The 23,086-nt window shown below is 62.3% G+C and carries 8 protein-coding genes and 2 pseudogenes; 4 read left to right on the top strand and 6 right to left on the bottom strand.

All coding sequences use genetic code 11. The annotated features are described in order from the left end of the window. Positions 1-215: 215 nt before the first annotated feature. Positions 216-1,133, top strand: a complete 918-nt coding sequence (locus LOY35_RS16495; RefSeq protein ID WP_258624864.1) for an IS110 family transposase — start codon at positions 216-218, stop codon at positions 1,131-1,133. Positions 1,134-1,824: 691 nt separating this feature from the next. Here LOY35_RS16495 and LOY35_RS16490 read toward each other — a convergent pair. After that, positions 1,825-7,436 (bottom strand): annotated as a pseudogene (locus tag LOY35_RS16490) (putative Ig domain-containing protein). A 388-nt stretch (positions 7,437-7,824) separates the two neighbouring features. On the opposite strand from LOY35_RS16490, the pseudogene LOY35_RS16480 reads away from it, so the two are divergent. The 3 genes and pseudogenes from LOY35_RS16480 to hemN all read left to right on the top strand — a co-directional run bounded on the left by LOY35_RS16480 (position 7,825) and on the right by hemN (position 11,069). Continuing rightward, positions 7,825-8,267 (top strand): annotated as a pseudogene (locus tag LOY35_RS16480) (CopD family copper resistance protein). A 94-nt stretch (positions 8,268-8,361) separates the two neighbouring features. Then, on the top strand, positions 8,362-9,684 hold the full coding sequence (locus LOY35_RS16475) for a coproporphyrinogen III oxidase (RefSeq protein ID WP_258624860.1): 1,323 nt from the start codon (positions 8,362-8,364) through the stop codon (positions 9,682-9,684). Then, positions 9,681-11,069, top strand: a complete 1,389-nt coding sequence (gene hemN / locus LOY35_RS16470) for an oxygen-independent coproporphyrinogen III oxidase (protein ID WP_258624859.1) — start codon at positions 9,681-9,683, stop codon at positions 11,067-11,069. Before LOY35_RS16475 ends, hemN begins: the two co-directional genes overlap by 4 nt. 370 nt (positions 11,070-11,439) lie before the next feature. Here the strand turns inward: hemN and LOY35_RS16465 are convergent, their stop codons facing one another. The 5 genes from LOY35_RS16465 to LOY35_RS16445 all read right to left on the bottom strand — a co-directional run bounded on the left by LOY35_RS16465 (position 11,440) and on the right by LOY35_RS16445 (position 23,044). Beyond that, positions 11,440-11,646 carry a hypothetical protein gene (locus LOY35_RS16465; RefSeq protein ID WP_258624855.1) on the bottom strand — a complete coding sequence of 69 codons (207 nt, stop codon included), beginning with the start codon at positions 11,644-11,646 and terminating at the stop codon, positions 11,440-11,442. Between the two features lie 6 nt (positions 11,647-11,652). Next, positions 11,653-13,077, bottom strand: a complete 1,425-nt coding sequence (adeC, locus tag LOY35_RS16460) for an AdeC/AdeK/OprM family multidrug efflux complex outer membrane factor (RefSeq protein WP_258624853.1) — start codon at positions 13,075-13,077, stop codon at positions 11,653-11,655. An 84-nt stretch (positions 13,078-13,161) separates the two neighbouring features. Then, entirely contained in the window at positions 13,162-13,986 is an 825-nt protein-coding gene (locus LOY35_RS16455; protein ID WP_408981259.1) for a helix-turn-helix transcriptional regulator, read from the bottom strand. A gap of 493 nt (positions 13,987-14,479) precedes the next feature. Further along, entirely contained in the window at positions 14,480-15,667 is a 1,188-nt protein-coding gene (locus LOY35_RS16450; RefSeq protein WP_258624849.1) for an FAD-dependent monooxygenase, read from the bottom strand. A 111-nt stretch (positions 15,668-15,778) separates the two neighbouring features. Continuing rightward, positions 15,779-23,044 (bottom strand): non-ribosomal peptide synthetase, encoded by a 7,266-nt coding sequence (locus LOY35_RS16445; RefSeq protein ID WP_258624846.1) that lies wholly within the window; start codon positions 23,042-23,044, stop codon positions 15,779-15,781. Positions 23,045-23,086 lie beyond the last annotated feature (42 nt).

Here is a 23,086-nt window from a genome sequence, read left to right as displayed (position 1 = left end):
GCCCGCTTGTGTCTGAGTAAGGGAATAAACTCTGGGTTGAGAGGGGTAGATGGCAAGCTGTGAGTCCGCGGTGCTTGAAGCACGAGTGGGAGCAAAGCTGCCATCTACCTTTCTACTCTGGCCCATAAGCCCGAACAGTTGGACGAGCGGCACTCGAATCACAAGCGTGGGCAAAGCCAGAGCACTCTCATTTCTGAGTGTAAGAGGGTTTTGCCATGATTTCCTGGGTCGGTATCGATATATCCAAATCAAATCTCGTCGTTTGGGTTCGACCACAGAACCAAGGCTATGAGGTCCCCAATACGCTTGAGGGCTTTGCACAACTGGTCGAACAGCTAAGCCAGTACACGATTGGCCGGGTGTTACTGGAAGCCACGGGCGGCTATGAACGAAAGGTTATGGCAGCACTGCAGGAGGCAGGTTTCAATGTGCTCAGGATCAACCCTCGCCGGGCTAGAGCCTTCGCTGTAGCAATGGGCAAGAATGCCAAGACCGACCCCATCGATGCGGCTGTTCTTGCCGATTTTGCCGAAGCTCTGCACGCGTCTCACGAAAAGCCCATTTCACCTGAGCGTGAAGCACTGCGTGAGCTGATTCAGCTGCGCGAACACTTCGTCCAGCAGCGAGATGACAACAAGCGCCGGCTGCAGCAGGCTCAGCTTCCGGCGGTTATCGAGGTGATCAAAGACCATATTCGCTACCTGCAAATCCAAATCAAGCAGTTTGGCAAAGCCATTAATCAAAGCATGCGTAAGCTGGATGCGGAGAAGGCCGACCGACTCACGTCAGTTAAAGGGATCGGCACTGTGGCGACTGCTAGTTTGTTGGTTTACCTGCCTGAACTCGGTGAGCTTGATCGCAGAGAGATCGCGGCCCTGGCGGGAATCGCCCCCTACAACGACGACAGTGGTAATCACAGCGGCAAACGTCAGATTTACGGAGGAAGAGCGCGGGTCAGACGTGCGCTTTATATGTCGTGCTGGGTTGTCATCCGCTATCACGCCGACTTCAAGGCCCGGTATGAAGCACTTCGAGAGCGAGGCAAGAGCGCGAAAGTCGCGCTCATCGCCTGCATGCGAATATTGCTAATCAGACTGAATGCCATGCTTCGAGACGGCACTGAGTGGCGGTGACGGGTGGCGGAAGTAAGACAGTTGCTCCCACAATGGTTCCTGGGTGAATGCGGGATTTGCACACACCCTAGAACCCTGTGGGAGCGAGCCTGCTCGCGATGGCGGCGGAATATTCAACATCAGTGCAGGCTGACCCACAGCTTTCGCGAGCAAGCCCGCTCCCACAATGGTTCCTGGGTGGATGCAGGATTTGCACACGCCGCAGAACCCTGTGGGAGCGAGCCTGCCCGCGAAGGCGGCGGAATATTCAACATCAGTGCCAGCTGACCCACAGCTATCGCGAGCAAGCCCGCTCCCACAATGGTTCCTGGGGGAATGCAGGATTTGCACACGCCGCAGAACCCTGTGGGAGCGGGCTTGCCCGCGAAGGCGGCGGAATATTCAACATCAGTGCAGGCTGACCCACAGCTTTCGCGAGCAAGCCCGCTCCCACAATGGTTCCTGGGTGAATGCAGGATTTGCACACACCCTAGAACCCTGTGGGAGCGGGCTTGCCCGCGAAGGCGGCGGAATATTCAACATCAGTGCAAGCTGACCCACAGCTTTCGCGAGCAGGCTCGCTCCCACAATGGTTCCTGGGTGAATGCAGGATTTGCACACACCGCAGAACCCTGTGGGAGCGAGCCTGCTCGCGATGGCGGCGGTGAATCTGCCACTGCCATCGCGGGCAAGACCGACCCTCACATAAGGATCACGCCGTGAAGTCGCTGGCGTGCAGCTCCTTGACGCCGACCAGTTCGAACTCGAACTCGGCGGTAGCGTCGGCGTCGACGCTGCCGTAGAGAATGCCGTCGGCAAAGCGCAGTTGGCCGGTGGCGTTGGTGGCGTCGAAGGCGTTGCTGCCGATGAAGGTGAAGGCATCGACATTGGCGGTCAGTGGGTTGGCGTCCAGTCCGGTGAAGTCCAGCTGATCCAGTTCGGCGCTCTTGAAACCGTTGATCACATCGCGCAACGCCCCGGTGCCCATGTCCGCCAGCGCTCCGAACACGTAGGTGTCCGCGCCGGTGCCACCGGTGAGGTTGTCGGTCCCGGCGCCGCCGATCAGCCGGTCATTCCCCGAGCCACCCACCAGCGTATCGTTGCCCGCGCCGCCATTCAGGATGTTCCCGCCGCTGTTGCCGGTCAGGGTGTCGGCGTAGGCACTGCCGGTCAGGTTCTCGACGTTCTTCAACGTATCGAGGCCGGAGCCTACGGTGTTCTGTTGCGAGGACGTCGAGAGCGTCACGGTCACCCCGGCCTGCGCCTGCGCGAAGGACACCGTGTCGTTGCCTTCACGCCCGTCCAGCACGTTGTTTCCGGTCCCGGCGAACAACGTGTTGTCCAGCGTATTGCCGGTGCCGTTGGCCGCGTCAGGCGTGTCGATGTACAAGTTCTCGACATTGCTGGTGAGGGTGTAGGTCGCCAGGCGGCTGTGCACACTGTCGATGCCTCCGGACAGTGCATTGCTGTTGGTCTCGATCACGGCGTCGCCGGTATTGTCGACATAGTAGGTGTCGTTGCCATCGCCGCCGCTCATGCTGTCGTTGCCGGCAGCACCGTCGAGCACGTTGTTGGCGATGTTGCCAGTGATGAAGTTGCGTCGTTCGTTACCGGTGCCATCGATGTCCGAGACGCCGGTGAGCACCAGGTTCTCGAGATTGGCCCCCAGTGTCCAACTCACCGAAGCCTTTACCGTATCGATCTGCGAGGTCGAGGTGTTGGTTTCCACCACGCTGTCGAACGCGTTATCGACCACGTAGATGTCATTGCCATCGCCGCCGGTCAGGGTGTCCGCCCCCAGGTCGCCATCCAGGGTGTCGTTGCCCGAGCTGCCCACCAGGGTATCCGCCTGGTCGGTACCGAAGATCATCCCGCCCTGGTTCTGGGCGTTGTCGAAGATGTCCTGCACGCTGTTGTTGTCGTCGGGATTGCCATGCAAGCCCAGGTCATCAGCGATGTAGTCAGCCAGCCGTTGGCCGACGATTTCCGCCGACTCCTCGTGCAGATGCCAGACGTCGTCCGGGTACACCAGCGGATCGACTTCGTAGCGCAACGGCAGGTCGGTGTAGTCCACCGCCAGCTTGACGTCGGCGCGCTCGGCCGCCATGGCTTCCTGGGCGGCGCGGACATAGTCGACACCTTCGACAATCGCGGCAATCTTCTCCTCGGAATAGCCACGGGCCCGCGCCGCGTCCTGCTCGTAGTGGCCGGTTTCCATCAGGTACACGCTGAAATTGCCGAGCTGGGCATGCAGGTAGTCGAACACCTTCAGCGTCGCGGCCTTGTAGGCTGCGGCCGCTGCCTGTTTGTCGGTGGCGCGGGCGATCTCCTGGGCGCCTTCCTCGCCCTGGCCCCAGATGATGCCCATGGTGACGTTATCGATGGCCTTGAGTTCGCTGAGCTGGTCCTTGAGCAACGTCACGGCACGCAACAGCGCGGGCCCGGGCTGGTTGGTGTCGGTCAGCCACCAGCACAACTTCAGTTCTTCGGGACTCAGTGTCGACAAACCGTTGACGGTGCTGCCGCCCACCGCGATGTCGATGCCATTACCGTCGGCGTCGGTGAACTGGCTGCGTACGTCGTAGGGGGTGTAGCGCTCCAGGTCGTTGACCAGCATCGAGGTGCCGGATTGATCGTCATCCTCGGTCATGCGCAGCAGGCGTGCATTGGATTGGCCGAGAGTCGGCAGGTAGAGGATGTCTTGCTGGGCGCGCTCGCCGAACACGAAATCACTGGCGGTCAGGGTGTTGAGATAGTTGCCGCTGAGGGCGATCTCGAAGCGGTTGCCATCGGAATCGGCTTCGGCGGACTTGATGTAGGTCTTGTCGCCGGCCGAGTTCAGGGTCATGTACAGCGTGCCGTTGGTGCCGTCGCCAAGGCCGGTGAAGCCCAGGCTGGAGACGTCGATCTTGTCCACGCCCACGGTGAAGTCATAGACCGTGTCGGTGGCCGTCACGCCGCCGGTGTCGTAGTCGCGGTAGCTGTCGAGCACGTTGGTGTAACGGAAGGTATCGGCGCCGTCGCCGCCGTACAGGGAGTCGCGTCCGGCGCCGCCGTCGACGATGTCCGCGCCGGTGCCGGCCTTGATCGTGTCGTTGCCGCCCAGGCCGAGGATCAGGTCCGCGCCGGCGGTACCGTTCAGGGTCTCGGCGCTGCTGGTCCCGGTGATGGTATTGGCCGGTGCGTCGGCCACCACCAGGGCGAAGTTGTCACTGACCGAGGCACCTGAAGGATCGGTGGCCTTGACCAGCACGTCATAGCTACCGGATGCGGTGCTGGTCGGTGTGCCGCTGAAGGTCAGGCTGGTGGCATTGAACGTCAGCCACGCGGGCAGGGCCCTGCCGTCGGCAAGGGTCGCGGTGTAGGTCAATACGTCCTGGTTGCCGTCGGTGAAGCTGTCGTGGGCCACGGTGTAACGGAACGGCGTGCTTTCACTGGCAGTCTGGTCGAGGAGCGGGATAGCCACGACTGGCGCCACGTTGCCGGGGGTGTTCTGGTCGGCGAACACGAAGTGGCTGGCCGTCAGGCTGCTGACCAGATTGCCCGCCAGCGACACTTCGAAGCGGTTGCCGTTGGCGTCGACCGTCAGGTCCTTGAGGTAGGTGCGGTTGGTCGAGGCGCTGTAGGTCAGTTGCAGGGTGCCATTCAGGCCATTGCCCAGGCCGGTGTAGCCGAGCGCCGAGACGTCGATCTTGTCGGCGGCCACGTCGAAGTCGAGGATCTGGTCACTGGCGCTGGTGGAACTGGTACGGTAGCTGTCGAGCTTCGAGGTGTAGCGGAACACGTCGGCACCCGTGCCGCCGGTGAGTTTGTCCACCCCGGTACCGCCGACCAGGATGTCGTTCCCGGCCGCGCCATTGAGGGTGTCGTTCCCGGCGCCACCGAACAGCTGCTCGTTGGCCGCGGTGCCGGTCAGCGTGTCGTTGTTCGGCGTGCCGTTGATGACGACGGAGGCGGGCACATCTTGCACGGCGAGGGTGAAACTGTCGCTGACGGTGGCGTTGCTGCCGTCCGTGGCGGTGACTTGTATGGAATAGGTGCCTGAAGCGGTGTCACTTGGCGTACCGCTGAACGTGCGCGTGGCGGCGTCGAACACCAGCCAGCTGGGCAGGGCGCTGCCGTCGGCCAGTTTGGCGGTGTAGCTGAGGCTGTCGTTGTCCGGGTCGCTGAAACTGGTGGCAGGCACCACGTAGCTGAACGGTGTGTTCTCCGTTGCATTCTGGTCCAGCAGCGGCGTCGCCAGCACTGGCGCGTGGTTGGTCGGTGACGATGTAGCGAACACGAAGTTGGCACTGGTCAGCGTGTTGAGGTAGTTGCCGTCCAGGGCCACTTCGAAGCGGTTGCCATTGGCGTCGGCGGTCAGGGACTTGATGTAGGTCTTGGTGCCGGCGCTGTTGAGCACCAGGTACACGGTGTCGTTCTTGCCGTCCCCCAGGCCGGTGAAGCCCAGGGCCGACAGGTCGATCTTGTCGGAGGCGACATTGAAGTCGGTGATCAGGTCGCCCAGGTTGACGCCGCCGGTGTTGTAGTTGCGGTAGCTGTCCAGGCGGTTGGAAAACACGAAGGTGTCCGCCCCGGCGCCGCCGGTGAGGGTGTCCATGCCGGCCCCGCCGTCGAGCTTGTCATCGCCGGCGCCGCCACTGAGGCTGTCGTTGCCCGCCAGGCCGAGCAGGGTATCGGCCGAATCACTGCCCGACAGCGAGTCGTTGCCACTGGTGCCGGTGACCACCCGGTTGAAGATGAAGTTGTTCGCCGTCAGGGTGCTGGCGAGGTTGCCGGAGAGAATCAACTCGAAGCGATTGCCGCTGGCATCGGCGTCGAAGTCCTTGATGTAGGTACGGTCGCTGCTGGCGCTGTAGCTGACCTGCAAGGTGCCGCCACGGCCATTGCCCAGGCCGGTAAAGCCCAGGCCGGCAAGGTCGATCTTGTCCTGGGTGACGTCGAAGTCGGTGATGGTGTCGTCGAAACTGGTGGTCGCGTTGCGGTAGCTGTCGGACTGGCTGGCGAAGCGGAACGTATCGGCGCCCGTGCCGCCGGTGAGTTTGTCGACGCCCGCGCCGCCCACCAGGATGTCGCCACCGGCTCCGCCGTTGATCGTGTCGTTTCCGGCGCCGCCGTAGAAGATCTCGCTGGCGCTGGTGCCCAGCAGCGTGTCGTTGCCGGCCGTGCCTTGTACGGTGGTCATCGGCGCCGTGGCGCTGACGTAGCTGCCATCGCCATAGACCAGGGTGGCGCCCTTGCTGGTGTGGCTGATGGTATTGGCGATGATCGCGTTGCGATCGGTGCCGTCTTCGTTGCGCTCGGCCACGCCGTATGTGGACAGGTCGCTGCCGCTGATGAGGTTGCCCTGGATCGTGTTATCGCTGCCGTTGAAGTACTTGCCGGAGACGCCCAGGGTGTCGTCGTAGGACTGGATGATGATCTCGGGGACGGCGCCGCCCAGGGAATTGTTGTTGAGGGTGTTGTCGAGAATCTCGACGTGGTTGCTGCCGTAGATGCGTACCCCGGCGCTGGCGTTGTCGTGGATGTCGACGCCGGTGACTGTCACCTCGCTGGACAGTTTGATCAGCACGCCTTCGGCACCGTTGCCGTACACCTCGCCACCGGTGATGGTGATATTGCTGGGGGAGGGGATGTCCTCGCTGCCGCGCTGTACCACGATGCCGTTGCCGCCGTTGTCATAGGCGACGTTGTTGGTGAGGGTGAAGTCGTGGGTGCTGGTGACGACGTTGAAACCGTGCCGGTCGTTGTCGTAGGCGACGTTGTTTTCGAAGGTGCTGTCGCTGAGGAAGTCGGCCACGAAGCCGTCCAGGCCATTGCCGTGGGACACGCTGTTCTTGATGACCATGTTGACGGTCTGCTCGTGGGGGTCGAAGCCGTACCCCGAGCAGTCCTTGATCTCGACGCTGTCGATGGTGACGTTGGAGTCGTAGCCTTCTTCGCCGGGAATGTAGCCGTTGAACCAGCCGTCGATCTTGCCGGTGGTGTGGTCGCGGTTGCCGTCGATGGTGAGTTGGCTGATACCGAAATCATGGGTCTCTTCGCCGTAGGCGGAGCGGATGATACCGGTGATCTTGGTGTCGGAGCCGTCGGCCACCTTGATGGTGGACTCGCCCATGCCGTCGCCATAGAGGTGGACGTTGCTCTTGAGCATCAGGCAGCCATCGGAAGGTTCCTCGCCCCCGAAACGATGTAGGTCCCGGCCGGTACATACACCTGCCCCCCGCCTGCCGCTGCCGCCGCGTCAATCGCTGCCTGGATGGCCGCGGTGTCATCGGTAATACCGTCTCCTTTGGCGCCAAAATTTTGTACGTTGAAAATCATGAGTTTATCTCCGTATCGGGCTGGAACCACGGTAGATGCCAATATTCCATCGGCGACCACAGGGTTATGACCTGACGGAGCGGGAAAGTTGTGACCGAATGTCGGGGAGGTGTCAAAAAGCTGAACTACCTGATCAGCGGTCGGGAACCCTGCTCGGGAAAAGTTACGTTTCATTGACGCCGCGCCCCCTGTGGGAGCGAGCCTGCTCGCGATAGCGGTGGATCAGTTTGCATGGATACTGAATGTGCCGCCGCCAATCGCGAGCAGGCTCGCTCCCACAGGCTGGATGATGATGGCGAGATAGGCGGTTCCTTGATTGGCATCAACCCCGGGATCTGGCCCACGCGTTAGTCTCGGGTAAACCATCGAGTGCAACCGGACGGCCCCCATGATCTATCCGCTGCTCCTGACCTTGCACCTGTTCGCCGCCCTGGTGTTCATCGGCACGGTGTTCTTCGAAGTGCTGTTCCTGGAGAGCATCAGCCAGCAACTGCCCGCCAAGGTCATGGTGCTGCTCGAACAGGGCATCAGCCGGCGTGCCCGCCAGTTGATGCCCTGGGTGTTGCTGGTGCTGTTCGGTGCGGGTGGCGGGATGGTCTGGTTGCGTTATTGGCCGGTGTTGATGTCGCCGTGGCAATCGTCGTTCGGTTTGTTGCTGGGTTGAAGGTCCTGCTGGCGGGCAGTGTGTTGGGGCATTTTCTCTGGGCCATGTGGCTGTTCAGGCGTGGACGCATGAACGCCCGTTACGTCCAGGTCATCCACACGCGGGTGTTCCTGCACCTGGTGGCAATCGTGCTGTTGGCCAAGGGCATGTTCTACGTCACTTGGTAACGGGGTGGCGTGGGTTCAAGGCGCTTGATACAGGTCAAGGTGGCGTGGTGGGTGAAGCCGGACAATGTCCCCGCGCAGCCACTCGGAGATTGTCATGTTCGACCCGTTACATAAATTCCACGGAGGCGTCGGCTCCCTCGATCTGCTCCGGGGGTTGCGCCACAGCCGCCAGAAACGGCGGCCGCTCTCGTTGTCGGTGCACCTGCCGTCGCGCCTGAGGCTGACGTCGTGTTCGCCCCTTGCCAGCGTTTGCCAATGCGCCGGGATCGACGTCTATCTGCAATCACTGATGCACGAGATGGGCCTGGTCGGCTGTCACCTGGGAACGGGCCGACGGGTCGATCAGTTCTGGTTGACCGGCGGCACACCGGTGATCGTTCATTTGCAGCAACTGATGGGGGAGTTGCGCAAGCGTTTCGACTTTTCCGAAAGCGGCGACCAGGGCATCGAGCTGGACCTGCATCACACCGACTGGTCGACCATGGGCCTGATCCGCGACCAGGGCTTTACCCACGTCAGCATCGGTGTTCCGGACATGGGCGCCGACCGCGAGCTGTCGGTGGATCGCTACCAGAACCCGGCCCCGATCCATTCATTGATCGACGCGGCGCGGACCTTCGGTTTTCGCTCCATCAGCATCGACCTCGGTTATGGCCACGCCTGGCAGACGCCCCACAGCTTCGCGCTGAAGCTGGCCACCCTGATCGAACTGGAGCCGGACCGGCTGCATGTCTTCGACTATGCCCGGGCGCCATATCGCTACCGTTCGACGGACGCGGCGATGGCCGGCAGCTTTTGCAGCCAGGCGGACAAGGACGCCATGCGCCGGGTCAGTTGCGAACAACTGATCGGCGCGGGCTACCACTACATCGGCCGAGGGCTGTTCGTCCGGGCCGACGATGACCTGGCGGTCGCCCAGGAACATGGCCGCTTGCACCATAACTGCCAGGGTTTCACCCGGCATGGTTGTTGTGATCATGTGGGGTTCGGGCTGGCGGCCATCACCCAGATCGACGATCTGTACGTGCAGAACACCGCTGATCTGCTGCAGTACCGCCAGCAATTGGGGGCCGGGCAACTGCCGGTCTGGCGTGGTTGGCGCCGTGAGGCTGGGGATCAGGTCGGGGCGGCGGTGATCGAACAGCTGTCCTGTGACCTGGAACTGGACATCCCGGCCATCGAGGCCCGTTTCGGACTGGTTTTTCGCGAGTATTTCGCGTCTATCTGGCCGCAGCTGGAGGCCTTGAATATCGATGGATTGATTGAATTGTCGAGCCGCTTCATCGGCATCCTGCCGGCCGGCCGGTTAAGCGTGGATGCGATCTGCAATCTGTTCGACCGGTGCCCTGACGATGCCGTCGCCATCCCCTTCGAACCGATACCTGCCAGGCTTTTTGAAAGGTTGAATCCATCATGAATTCCCCATCCGCGTTCAATCGTGCCCTGGTCGAGAAATACGACTGCCCGGGCCCACGTTATACGTCCTATCCCACGGCACCGCAGTTTCACCAGGCTTTTGCCATGGACGACTACCGCGAGGCTGCCCGGCGCAGTAACCAGGCCTTGGTGCCCAAGCCATTGTCGGTGTACATCCATATCCCGTTCTGCCAGAGCCTGTGCTACTACTGCGCGTGCAACAAGATCATCACCCGCAAGACCCATCGCGCCGCAGAATACCTGACGTACCTCAAGCGTGAAATCGCCCTGCAAGCGAGCTTGTTCGACCGCACGCGCAAGCTGACCCAGCTGCATCTGGGGGGCGGCACGCCGACCTATCTGACCCACGAGCAACTGGCCGAGCTGATGGACTGCCTGCACCAGTCGTTCGACATGGATGACAGCGACGCCCATGAGTTCTCCATCGAGGTCGACCCACGCACTATCGCTGCCGAACAGATCAGGGGGCTGCGCCAGTTGGGATTCAACCGCCTGAGCTTCGGCGTCCAGGATTTCGATGCCCGGGTGCAAGCCGCCGTCAACCGGGTACAAAGCGAAGCCCAGGTCGCGGCGTTGGTGGCGGCGGCCCGCGAGGCGCGCTTCAAGTCGGTCAGCGTCGATCTGATCTACGGTTTGCCGTTGCAGACCCTCGCCAGTTTCGATGTCACCCTGGACAAGATCATCGCCCTGCGTCCCGACCGGATTGCGGCCTACAGCTACGCGCATCTGCCGCAGCGGGTGAGGGCGCAGCGGATGATTCGCCCTGAAGACATGCCGCCGCCGGAGCGCAAGCTGGAGCTGCTCGAACTGACCATCAATCGGTTGAGCGAGGCGGGTTATGTCTACATCGGCATGGACCACTTTGCGCTGCCGGACGATGAACTGGTGCATGCCCGTGGCCAAGGTACCCTGCAGCGCAATTTCCAGGGCTATTCCACCCACGCCGACTGCGACCTGATCGGCCTGGGCGTGTCTTCGATCGGCAAGGTCGGCGACAGCTATAACCAGAACGTCAAGGAGCTGTCGCAGTATTACGCCCGTTTGGACCAGGGGTTGCTGCCGGTGCAACGCGGCTATCGTCTGAGCGATGACGACCGCTTGCGGCGTGAAGTCATCAACGAACTGATGTGCCATGGGCGGGTGGATGTCGGCCGGGTCGAGGCGGGTCATGGCATTTGCTTTAGCGAATACTTCGCCGATGCGCTGGCCCGGCTCCAGGAGCAGGTGCGCGATGGATTACTGCAAATCCACCCCGACGCGCTGGTACTGCTGCCCCAAGGGCAACTGATGATGCGCAGCGTCGCCATGGCCTTCGATGCTTATCTGGAAGCAGCCCCGACGGTTCAGTATTCGCGAACGGTTTGAGGCAGTGATGAAGCTCCACCAGTGATGAAGCTTCACTGTGGGAGGGAGCCTGCTCGCGATAGCGGAGTGTCTGTCACGAAGGTGTTGAATGTGCCGCCGTCATCGCGAGCAGGCTCGCTCCCACAGTATCCGGGGTGCCTCCGGCATTTGCGTCCGGCGCCGATCCCCTGTGGGAGCGAGCCTGCTCGCGATAGCGGAGTGTCTGTCACGAAGGTGTTGAATGTGCCGCCGTCATCGCGAGCAGGCTCGCTCCCACAGTATCCGGGGGTGCCTCCGGTATTTGCGTCCGGCGTCGATCCCCTGTGGGAGCGAGCCTGCTCGCGATAGCGGTGGGTCAGCCTGCATGGATGTTGAGCATGCCCAAGCCAGGTCAGGTTTTTTCACCATCGGCTGCCATGGACGCCGGGATCAGGTCGCGTATGGCATAGAACCCCTGCACCAGCCGATTCTTGGCCCGGTACTCGCAGAGCAGCAGCAAGGTATCGGGCAACTGGCCGATCGATGAGGCAGGCTTGACCACCATGGTCTTGCCTCCCGAGCGTAAACGGACAAGTGTTCCAGGTTCGAATGTGCCCATCTTCATTCACCTCACAGTCATGGTGTTTGTGCGTTCGACCCAACCCCCACCTAGCGCCTTGTACAAGTTGACCTCGGCGAGCAGTTGCGACAGCCGGTCGACGATAAGGGTCTGCCGGGCGCTGAACAGCGAGCGTTGTGCATCGAGGAACGTCAGGCTGCTGTCGACACCGATGCGATAGCGACGCTCCGCCAGCCTGTAGTAGTCCTGGTTGGCTTGTACCAGATCGGCCTGCGCGACCAGCTGTTCCTTGTAGGTCTTGCGCGCCGCCAGACCATCGGAGACTTCCCGGAAGGCAGTCTGGATCGATTTCTCGTACTGGGAGACGCGGATATCCTTCTGGATCTTCGAATAGTTCAGGCTCGCCCGAAGGCTGCCGGCATTGAAGATCGGCAGGTTGATCTGAGGCTGGAACAGCCAGCTGCCCGACCCGCCCTTGAACAGCCCGGACAACTCGTTGCTCGAGGTGCCGGCGTTGGCAGTCAGGCTGATGCTCGGGAAGAAGGCGGCACGGGCCGCGCCGATATTGGCGTTGGCCGCTTGCAGCAGGTACTCGGCCTCGAGCACATCCGGGCGGCGTTGCAACAGGTCCGAAGGCAGGCCGGCCGGTACCTCGCTCAGCAGCTCGGAGGCCAGGGGGCGGGCGGGCAGGTCCTCCTCGACCGAGGTGCCGACCAGCAGGGTGAGGTTGTTGAAGTCCTGGGCAACCTGGCGCTGGAACTGGGCCAGGCGAGCCCTGGCGTCCTCCACCGAGGTGCGTGACTGGCTCAGGGCCAGGGCCGAGGCGGTGCCCACCTGATTGCTTCGTTCTGTCAGGCGCAGGCTCTGTTCATAGGACTGCAGCGTGTCACGGGTCAGGGCCAGCAACTCCTGGTCGGCACGCCAGGTCAGGTAGGCACTGGCGACACTGCCCACCAGGCTCAACTGAGTGCTGCGGCGGGCTTCTTCGCTCGACAGATAGGTGAGGGAGGCCTGGTCGCTGAGGCTGCGAATGCGGCCGAACAGGTCCAGCTCATAGGAACTGATGCCCAGCGTGGTGGAATACGTGCTGCTGATCGCCGGCTTGCCGGTTCCCGTCAGGCTGCCCGGCAGCCGCTGGCGCGAGCCGGTGCCGTTGGCACTGATTGCGGGGAAGATGTCCGCGCGCTGGATCCGGTATTGCGCCTGGTAGGCCTCGACGTTCAGGGCCGCCACGCGCAAGTCGCGGTTGTTGGCCAAGGCGCTTTCGATGAGTTGTTGCAGCGCCGGATCATGGAACAGGTCTCGCCAGCCCTGATCGGCCGCGGCGGGGCCCGACAGCGCCGGGGCGTAGGCGGATGTCTGGGGATATTGCGCGGCGACAGGGGCATCGGGGCGCTGGTAGTCCGGGATCAGCGAGCAACCGCCGAGCAGGAGTGTCGCGGCAGTCAAGGGGCTCAGGAGTTTACGCATCGACCTGTCTCATCGTGATGCCTGCCAGGCCCCGGTGGCACGGGCAGGGGTTCGGTTAGATCCGTACTCGCCAGTGCCTGCGCATCAGGACCCGATCATCCATTTCGCCAGCCCATGCCGTCCGCTGACACCAAGCTTGGCGGCGGCGCGTTTGAGGTAGGTTTCGATGGAGCTGTTTTTGACTTGCAGCTTTTCCGCTATCTCCGGAACGGTACCGCCTGCCAGAAGCCCCAGGCAGACCTCTTTTTCCCGCACCGAAAGGGTCACGTCACACGGGCTCAATCGTTCATCGAAATCCCGTTGCAACTGTGTCTGGTCGGCGATGTTCAGCGGATGAGAGGCGCTACCCGGGCTCCTGATAGACGATTGTCGGTTGAGGTGGGCATGGCGCTCCCCCAGCGGTAACAATGTTTCGGACAGGTATTTCAAAAAGGACAGTTCCTGGAGGGAAAAGTCGCGTTGTGCCTGGGGACGGTGCAGTGAGATCACACAACGACGATTGCCCTTGCGCGAAATCAGGCTGCATTGGTGGGAAGTACCCAGACAGTTGTTGTCTTTTTCGTTTTTCATCCGCGCGCCCAAGTGGATCAGCAGGGCGTCCTCCACTTCCAGCACCCGTTTCACCAGAGGGTGATCGTTGCGCTGTATCGCAGTGGTAGGGCAAACGGATTGCATCTGCGGGCTTTTCGGCTGGCCTGCATCCCCGAGCAACTGCACATCGAGGACGGTCGCCTGGGCATCGTCAATTGTCCACTCACTCAGTTCGAGCCGACTGACAGGCACCGATGTTTCGATCAGTTGGTGCATGTTGGTCAAGAAACTCTCGTGTCCGACACTTGAAATCAGCTTTCCTAGCTCCGCGTAGATGTGCGTGTTTTGCGCACCTCCAAAAACCGCATGTCGATTCATATGCTTATCCTGCATATTGAAACTGCTCCGCATCTCAGTGACCGTTGACGGAGAAAAATCCGATCGCTTCCTAAAATGCTGAAGCCTTTTCTGGATTTAAGACCTGAGGATCAAAATCACCTGTGAATCCATTCACATGAAAAACGATTCAGCCGGTGGGACTATTAAGCATTCTCATGTAGGAAAAGTCTGTAAGGGAAAACAGGGACAGTCCAACGCTCCTGTTTAACTGACGATTCCTGGCAAAAACCTCTCTCTTGCAAAAACCCTTGGGTCCGTACGGGCATCCAGACTGGTCTGGCTTTTTCTGTTTTACATTTAAAAACATGATGTTACAGCGGTGCCTGGATCATTGAGCGGTGCCTGCGTCTGGTTTTCGACGTCCCGACAGGGCTTTTTTCCTGGGTTAAACGTCCAGAATTAAAGTTCCAAATTTTCAGGACGCCCCCTATTTTTGAATTTTTTTCATTTTTTGTCTATGCGTGAGTCGATTTCAGTCATTGACGCGGGCTGCTGCCGGTTGTAAGCCGGGTTTGAACGACAGGATGTCGAGGTTCTTTTTGCGCCAGCTGCTCTGTGGTGTCAGGCGGAAGTACCATTCCCGGGCCCAGCAGGCGAATGTCGACTCGGCCTGTTCGATGCCGCTCATGAAGCGTGCGGCATTGACGATGCCGTTGGCCCGGGGGAGTCGATACGACTGGTACTGCGCCAGCGCGCTGCCAAGGTCCGGCGTCTGCGCCAGGCAATCGGCAAGCACCACGGCATCTTCGATGGCCTGTGCCGCACCCTGGCCCAGGCTGGGCAGCATTGGATGGGCGGCATCGCCCAGCAGCACCACGTGGCCGTCACGGCATTGCTTCACGGGATGACGGTCCCGGGCGTGCATTTTCAACAGCGCGCTCTCGGGCGTGGCCTCGATGGCGGCAACCACTTCCGGTGCCCAGCCGGCATAGGCGCCGAGCACTTCCTGTTTACTGACGTTCAAGGCGTCATCCGCGGCATTGGCACGGTTGCAGGTACCCCACCAGTACGCGTGGCCATCCCCCACGTCACACAACCCGAACCGCTTGCCGCGCCCCCAGTAATGCGCCACGTAGCCCTCGGTCATCACCGGATGACGCAACGGCGTTACCGCCAGCCAGGCGATGTAGCCCGAGGGGCGTGTCGGGGTCTCGCCGAGCATCTGCCGGCGGATGACCGAGTTCAGGCCGTCGGCGCCTATCAGCAGGTCGGCCTCCTGGGTGCTGCCATCTTCGAACTGCACCGTCACGCCATCCGGGCGATGGCTGTAGCCCACGCAACGCACCCCGGTGGTCAGGCTGTCGGGAGCGAGCTGCTGGGCCAGGGCGCGCAATAGCAACGGGCGCTGGATATTCACATTGGCATGGCCCAGTTGCTCGCCGACCTCATGGATCGGCATGCGAGTGATGGGCTCGCCGTTGTGCTTCTTGAAGAAAAACTGGCGGATCGCCTGGCCCGCCTGTTCCACCGGCACGTGGGCATCGATCGAATGCAGCGCCGCCATGGCATTGGCCATGATCGACAAACCGGTGCCACCGGTGCGCAGCGTCTGGGCCGCTTCGAAGACCTTGACCTGCCAGCCCGCTCGTTGCAGGGCGATGGCCGCGGTCAGCCCGCCGATACCGGCGCCCGCCACGATGGCTTTCCTGGGTGTTGTCATGTTGGTTTCACCTGTTTCGTGGTGCTATTCACTTGAGGTTTGTATGAATCATTGTGGCGAGGGGATTCATCCCCTCGCCACAGATTTAATTTCAGTTGGCCCCTTGAGCATCTAGGCCAACGCCGCCAGGGCGCCGGCGTGTGCGGCCCGGGCCGCGTCCATTCGCGAGCGGATGATGTCGCCCACCCGCTCGATGTACGGCTCGCGCATCATGGTCAGATGGTCGCCTTCCACGGCCACCCGCTGCACCTGGGGCGCAATCGTCCGCCAGCCGCGATACGGGTCGTGGAAGGCCGTGCCCACCAGCTCATGGGGCGCCTGCAACACGTCGGGCAGCTCGACATCCGCGGCGAACAGCGTGATCGGCAGGTCCAGCGGCGGGAAACGGTAGTCCAGCAACGACTGCCAGTTGGCATGGAACACCTGGAACAGTTGCGTCAAGGCAGTCCGGGTGATGTTGTTGTCGAAAATGCCTTGCCCGATACCGTGCTGCTTGATCGCATCGAAGGCGTCCGCGTCGGTCATGCAGGAGAAGTCCAGCGCCTGGTAGTCGTATTCCTTCTGGCCGTCGCCGCTGAGCAACTCCCACATGAACCAGTTCATGAACTCGCTGCGTTCTATCCGGACCTCGCCCTGTTTGACGCGCACGATGGTGTCCAGCAGGAACACGTTGTGCAGGCGCCGTCCACGTCGCCGCAACTCGCTCGCCAGCTCATAGGCCACGATGCCGCCATAGGACCAGCCGCCGATGTTCAGCGGGCCTTGAGGCGCGACCTGTTCAATGGCGTCCGCGTAGCACACGGCCTGGGCCTGCACCGATTGCAGCGGCGCACGGGCATCCCAGGTTCCTGGCGCTTGCAGTGCATAGAGATGGACCTGGTCCTTGAGCGTCCGGGCGAGGGCGGCGTAGCACAGCACATGCCCGCCGATGGGGTGGACCAGGAACAGCGTCGGCGCCCGGTTGGCATTCTTGAAGTCCACCAGCGCGCCGGTGTCGGAGGGCGCGGTGTCGGTCCGCTGCAGGACCTGGGCGAACTCGGCAATGGTCGGGGCCTGGATGAAGTCGGACAGTGACGGCTCCAGGCCCTGGTGCCGGGTCAGCATGGCAACCAGTTGCACGGCCTTGAGCGAATTGCCGCCGAGCTCGAAGAAGTTGTCGTGCACGCTGATGTCTTCCAGGCCCAGGGCTTCTTGCCAGTAGGCTTGCAGCAAGTCCTCCGTGGCGTTCCTGGGCGCGGTGAACGGGCGCAGCAGGGTGGTCTGCACCTCGACCTTGTGCAGTTGCCGGCGGTCGATCTTGCCGGTGGGGCCGAGGGGTATCCGTGCAATGCCGACCAGGGTGGTCGGCACCATGTAGTCGGGCAGCGCCAGGCGCATCTCGGCCCTGAGTTGATCCAGGTCCGGCTCGCGCCCCGGCATGGCCTGGACGAAGCCCACCAGATAGCGACTGCCATCCGCTGCCGCCTTGTCGATGACCGCAACCTGCTGGATGTCGGCGCCGAATCGGCTGGAGCCGAGCATGGCCACTTCGATTTCTCCCAGTTCGACGCGATAACCGCGGATCTTCACCTGCGCGTCGCTGCGGCCCTGATAGACGAGATCGCCAGACGGCAGGTAGAAGCCGATGTCGCCGGTTTCATAAAGACGCCGGGTCTTGCCTTCCAGCTGGCGATAGATGAAGCGTTCGTCAGTCAGGTCAGGTCGATTCCAGTAGCCGTTGGCAAGGCAGATGCCTTCGATGAACAAGTCTCCGGTAACCCCGACCGGACAGGCGTTGCCCATGGCATCCAGGACATGCGTGCGGACCCCGTCGATGGGCGCGCCAATCGGCGGCATGCTCGGCCAGGACGCCGCGGCGCCTTCCAGTCTCAGACGGGTGACTACGTGGGCTTCGGTTGGGCCGTAGTGATTTTCCACTCGGCAATCGTCGAGGCTTTCCAGCAGGTTGCGGATTTCGGCGGTGATTTTCAGCTGCTCGCCGGCCACGCTGATCTGGCGCAGCGAGACGGGGCGGATATCGAGTTGCTGGGCGACTTCCGCCAGCCCCTGGAAGGCAACGTAGGGCAGGAACAGCCGATTGATGTCCTGCAACTGGATGAATTTCAGCAGCCGGATGAAGTCGTAGCGCAGCCCTTCATCGATCATGGCCAGCTCTGCACCGCCGCACAGGGTGGAGAAAATCTCCTGGAACGAGACGTCGAATGAAATGGGCGAGTACTGCAGCGTCTTCAACGGTATGCCGGCGTCCTGCTGGCGGTTCTGCCAGAGCACCAGGTTGGTCAGCGCACGGTGCGGCATGGCCACGCCCTTGGGACGTCCCGTCGAGCCCGAGGTATAGAGCAGGTAGGCGTTGTCTTCGCCCGCGATGCCGGCGGCAATGTGGGCGACCAGAGCGTGACTGTGGGCCAGGTCGTTGTCGAATCCGGCAGCCACGTCGTCCCAATGACACTTGACCGTCTCACCGGCCAGCGCGGTTGCCAGCGTGGCCGACGCATCGGCGAACAGCAGCAGGCTCGGCTGGGAGTCTTCAAGGATCAGCCGGATACGTTCATGGGGATAGCTCAGGTCGATCGGCACATACGCCGCGCCGGCCTGCACGACGCCGAGCAGGGCGACGATCAGCTCGGGCGAGCGGGGCATCATGATCGCCACCCGGTCGCCCTGGCCGATACCCTGCCGGTGCAGCCAGCTCACCAGTTGCGCGCAGGTATCGCTCAGTTGGCGATAGGACAGGCGGGTCTCTTCGAAGCTCACGGCGATCTGTTCGTCATGGCCCGCCAGGCGATCCAGCAACAAGGACGACAGATTGTCATGGGGCATGGCCGTGACCGGCGTTGGCATGGTTTGGACGGAGTCGGGCAACCAGGCCGGTATGCTCGGCGCCGAACCGGGCCCGGCGATCATCAGTTCAAGGGTGCGCAGCAGGTAATCGGCGTAGGCCTCGGCCTGGCTGGTGGCGACCCGCGCCGTGCAGTAATCCATTTTCAGTATCAGTGAACCGTTGGCGGGATGGCGCCCGATGGTGGTCAGCAGGTCATAGTTACTGGCTTCCGTGGTGTCCCATTCGGTGAGGATTTCCTGGTTCTGCGCCAGCATGTCCTTGAGCACATAGAAGTCGACGTAGTTGAACACCACGTCCAGGGCGACGGCGGTTTCGCGATGGATCAGTGCGAACGGATAGCGTCGGTGGGCGAACACCTGTTGCTCCTGGGCGATCAGCGCGCGGATCACCTCGAGCCAGTTGTGGCCCTGGGTGCTGAAGCGCACGGGCAGGGTGTTGAGGAACAGGCCCAGCACCGAGGCCGCATCTTCGAATTCCGGGCGACCGTGGCTGATGACGCCACACAACACATCGGTCTGGTTGGACAGAATGGCTTGGGCGAAACCATGGGCCGCCAGCAGGACGGCGCGCAGCGGCAGGTCGTGGGCTCGACAGAACGCCTCGAGCCGCGCCAGGTCTGCCGGGGGCAGCTCGCGCCAGGCCGAGCGGTGCGGAGCCGGGTCGGGGGCAACCACGGAAACCCAACTGGTCATGGAGGCGGCGGGTGCGTCGCGCAGGTATTCGCGCCAGAAGTCCCGGTGGACGTCGGACGCCATGGCGTCCTGCTCCAGGGCGGCAAAATCGGCGGGTGTGGTGCTCAGCACGGGCAGTACGTCCGTATCGGGCTCCGAGGTATAGAGCGTGATCAGGTCACGCATGAGGGTGGCGACGCTCCAGCCATCGAGAATCGCATGATGGAAACTCAACACCAGGTCGATTTCCTGGGCCGCGACAAATACGCAGAACTGATACAGCGGCGCCCGTTGCCAGTCTTCGCGGTAGCGCTTGCGCTCCTCCACATAGGCGGCAATCGCCTGGGCCCGTGCTTCAGGGCTCAGTGACACGGCGTCGATGATCTGCACCGGCGGCTCGACCCTTGAATGAATCCGGGCCATGGGGGTATCGGCGTGACCGATGTCGAACGACATGCGCAATGCCGGGTGACGGCGGATCAACGCGCGACAGGCCCGGTCCCAGGCGCGCGGATCCCAGCGCAGGCGCAGGCGGTAGCGGAAGATGTCGTGATAGATCGCCGAATCCGGGTGCATCATCGAGTGGTAGATCATCCCGACTTGCAGTTGCGAGGCGGCAAAAACATCCTCGAACTCACCTTCGCTGGCCAGGCGGATCGCCTCCGGCACCTGGGCGAACGGCGCGACATGGGACGAGGGAGACAGCTCCGCCGACGCGCCAGCTTGTGCCGGCAGGCTCTGAGCCAGTTCAGCGATGGTCGGGTGCTGATAGACCTGCGCCAGCGTCAGGGCGATCCCTTGTTCACGGGCCTTGATCTGCAAGTGGATGACCTTCAGGGAGTCGCCGCCGAGCATGAAGTAATTGTCGTGGATGCCGGGCACGGGGCGTTGCAGGTTGTCCGCCCAGAGCTGGGTCAGTGCCTGTTCCAGGGCGTTGCGCGGCGCGGTCGCGTCGGTGCTGCCAAAGGATTGCGCAGGCTCCGGCAAGGCTTTGCGGTCGAGCTTGCCGTTGGCGTTCAAAGGCAATTGTTCGAGCTGGATCAGGTGCCGGGGCACCATGTAGTCGGGCACATGCTGGCGCAAGGTTGCACTCAGGGCCTGGGGTGACAGCACACAGCCGGGCTCACCCACCAGGTAGGCACTGAGGCAGGCATCGCCTTCGGTTTCCTGGCGCGCAATGACCACGACTTCCTTGACGCCCTCACCAGCCGCCAGGCGTGCTTCGATCTCACCGAGTTCGATACGCAGGCCACGGATTTTTACCTGGAAATCGTTGCGGCCCAGGTATTCGATGCTGCCGTCGGGCAGCCAGCGACCGAGGTCGCCGGTCTTGTACAGGCGCGCTTTCGGGTCAGCCTGGAACGGGTCGCGGATAAACCGCTCGGCGGTCAATTGCTCGCGATTCAAGTAGCCCCGAGCGACCCCGATGCCGCCGATGTGAAGTTCGCCGGCGATGCCCGGCGGCAACAGTTGCAGGTTGGCATCGAGAATGTACAGCTGGGTATTGGCGATCGGGTGGCCGATAGGGACGATGCCCGGGTGTACATCGGGCCGGCAATGCCAGGCGGTCACGTCAATGGCCGCCTCGGTGGGGCCATAGAGGTTGTGCAACTGCACCCCTGGCAGGCGTTCGAAAAAGCGCGCCTGCAACGCATGGGGCAAGGCTTCGCCACTGCACAGGACTTTTTCCAGGGCCGGCAATGGTTGCGCCGTGACCTGATCGAGGAACACCTGCAGCATCGACGGCACGAAATGCAGCAGGGTGATGCCGGCGCTGTCCATGATCTCCAGCAGGTAGCGAGGGTCCTGATGCCCGCCGGGAGCGGCGACCACTAGTTGCGCGCCACTGAGCAGCGGCAGGAAAAACTCCCAGACGGACACGTCGAAACTGAACGGGGTTTTTTGCAGGACGCGGCTGTGCTCATCGAGCTGATAGGCGTCGCGGGCCCAGAGCAATCGGTTCACCACGCCGTCATGCTGGTTCATGACGCCTTTGGGCAGGCCGGTGGAGCCGGAGGTGTAGATCACGTAGGCCAGGTGCCGGGGCGTCAATCCAAGGGCAACGGGGTCCGGGTTGTGCTGCGGTTGCCGGGACAGGTGCTCGAGATCGCTGTCCAGACACAGCACCGGCATCGTCACGGCGGGCAGGCTGCTGAGCAACACATGGGTGGTCAGCAGGGCGCTGGGGGCACTGTCGCTCAACATGTGGCGCAAGCGGTCGGCGGGATAACCCGGGTCCAGCGGCACGTAGGCGCCGCCCGCCTTGAGAATGCCCAGCAGGCCCACCACCATTTCCAGGCTGCGCTCCAGGCAGATGGCGACCCGTGCGTCCGGGCCGATACCTGTTTCGAGCAGGGCGTGGGCCACCTGATTGGCCCGTCGGTTCAGTTCAGCGTAGGGCAGCGTCCGGTCTTCGAAGCGTACCGCTGTGGCTTCGGGACGCCTGGCTACCTGGGTTTCGATCAGTTGATGAAGCAGTACGTCGCTGGGGTAGTCGACCGGGGTGTGGTTCCATTCATTCGCCACCCGGTAGCGCTCGACAGCGGGCATGATGTCGAGGGCGTTGACCGGTACTTCGAAATTATCGACCACTGCGTGCAGCGCGGTCATGAAGCGCTGTTGCAAGGCCTCGATCTGCTCCGCGTCGAACCAGGCTTCGTTGTAGATGAAGTGCATCCACACATCATCGTCCGGCTCGGCTTCGCGAATGTGCATCGCCAGGGGCATCTGTTCGTAGCCATTGCTGAGCTTGACCGGCTGGGCGGGCGCGGATCCGTACCAGGTGTCCTGATCCTGTTCGTAAGACACCACCAGGTCGAACAGTTGCCGCCGCCCCATGTTCTGCAGGCCCAGTTCGCGGTTCAGTTCGCTCAACGGATAGCGTTGATGGCGATAGTCCTGCTTGAGTGTCAGGGCGATCCTGGCAACCAACTCGCCGAAGCTCAGTTCGGTGCCCAGGCTCAGGCGCACCGGGCTCATGCCGACGAACAGGCCGACCGTGGCCTTGTGTGCGGCGTTGGCGCGATTGAGGATTGGCATGCCGATCACGATCTCATCGCGTTGCGTAACCCGTGCGAAGTACGCGTAAAGCAGGCCCAGCATGGCGTGGAAGACCGTTGCTTGCCCGCAGGCCCTGGCCTGCTCGCCGAGACGATTGTAGAGCGCCCGTGGCAAGCGCCAGGCGTGGTTCTGGCTGGGGGTCAGGCGTTGTTCGAATCGACCGGGGTGACGCGGCGCGAGCAAGGGCTCAGGCACGTTGCGGTATTTGTCCAGCCAGTACTGGCGCTGACGCTGGAAGGCAGGTGAGTCCTTGTCGTTCTGCTGCTGCTCCACATACGCCTGGTAGGTCGGCGCCGGCGGCGGCGTTTCCGTCGGGTGCAGTATTGCAGTGTAGGCTGCGCTGATGGCTCGGCTGATCATGGCGAAGGACCAGCCGTCGATGATCAGGTGGTGGCAGTTGGCGAAAAAGTAATGGAGGTCTTCGCGAACCTTGATCAGGTCCATGCGAAACAGCAGTCCGCCTTCAAAGGAAAACGGCGTTTGCAGGTTGACTTGCAACAGGGCCAGGGCGCTGGCCTGGGGATCGGCGTCTGCCGAGACATCGTGCAAGGTCAACGGCGCGCCGGCCGATTCCAGAAAGCGCTGCCGCGGCAGCGGGTGCTCCGCCGAGCCGGGCACCAATTGAATGCGCAGGGCGTCGTGGCGACTGATCACCTGGTCGATGGCCTGTTTCAACTTTTCGGCGTCGACCGGGCCGTTGATGCAGGCATACCCGCCGATGTTGTACAGCGGGCTGTCGCCGTGCAGCACTTGATCCAGCCAGATGTCCAGCTGCGGAGCGGTAAGCGGGTAGAGCAGGTCCATGTTCGTCGTCCTTTTCAAAAGCCAGACAGAAAAAGCGCCTGG

Source organism: Pseudomonas sp. B21-028 (genome assembly GCF_024749045.1).
Taxonomy (GTDB): Bacteria; Pseudomonadota; Gammaproteobacteria; order Pseudomonadales; family Pseudomonadaceae; genus Aquipseudomonas.
This window is presented reverse-complemented; position numbering and strand designations above follow the sequence as displayed.

Bases quoted from the DNA above. Each gene is read 5' to 3' on its own strand.
- adeC (WP_258624853.1), bottom strand. From the start codon at position 13,077: ATGCGTAAACTCCTGAGCCCCTTGACTGCCGCGACACTCCTGCTCGGC.
- LOY35_RS16455 (WP_408981259.1), bottom strand. From the start codon at position 13,986: ATGAATCGACATGCGGTTTTTGGAGGTGCGCAAAACACGCACATCTAC.
- LOY35_RS16450 (WP_258624849.1), bottom strand. From the start codon at position 15,667: ATGACAACACCCAGGAAAGCCATCGTGGCGGGCGCCGGTATCGGCGGG.
- LOY35_RS16475 (WP_258624860.1), top strand. From the start codon at position 8,362: ATGTTCGACCCGTTACATAAATTCCACGGAGGCGTCGGCTCCCTCGAT.
- LOY35_RS16445 (WP_258624846.1), bottom strand. From the start codon at position 23,044: ATGGACCTGCTCTACCCGCTTACCGCTCCGCAGCTGGACATCTGGCTG.
- hemN (WP_258624859.1), top strand. From the start codon at position 9,681: ATGAATTCCCCATCCGCGTTCAATCGTGCCCTGGTCGAGAAATACGAC.
- LOY35_RS16495 (WP_258624864.1), top strand. From the start codon at position 216: ATGATTTCCTGGGTCGGTATCGATATATCCAAATCAAATCTCGTCGTT.
- LOY35_RS16465 (WP_258624855.1), bottom strand. From the start codon at position 11,646: ATGGGCACATTCGAACCTGGAACACTTGTCCGTTTACGCTCGGGAGGC.